Origin of the sequence: Kineosporia sp. NBRC 101731 (assembly GCF_030269305.1) — a bacterium.
Classification (GTDB): Bacteria; Actinomycetota; Actinomycetes; order Actinomycetales; family Kineosporiaceae; genus Kineosporia.
In genome coordinates, this window is the sequence record NZ_BSTC01000067.1 from 1 (window position 1) to 273 (window position 273).

General features: G+C 58.6%; 1 rRNA gene. It reads left to right on the plus strand.

Features of this window, described 5'->3' with window-relative positions:
• A 16S ribosomal RNA gene (locus tag QSK05_RS36115) occupies positions 1–55 on the plus strand; the annotation flags it as partial.
• Positions 56–273 lie beyond the last annotated feature (218 nt).

Genomic DNA, 273 nt, shown 5'->3' on the forward strand with positions numbered 1-273 from the left:
GACGAAGTCGTAACAAGGTAGCCGTACCGGAAGGTGCGGCTGGATCACCTCCTTTCTAAGGAGCACTCATACGTCTCTTCGTGAGGCGTCAGAGAATGCCATTGCCGGCACGTGATGGTCACCAATTTTGGTGATTGCATGTTGCTGGGTGGCTGCTCAGGGTGGAACATCGGTTGGAGCTCGCTTCCGGGGATGGAAGCGGGGATGCGCTGTTGGGTCCTGAGGGAGCGGGCCACGGGTTTTCCGAGGAATCGGAGACTTGGTGGGCCGTGA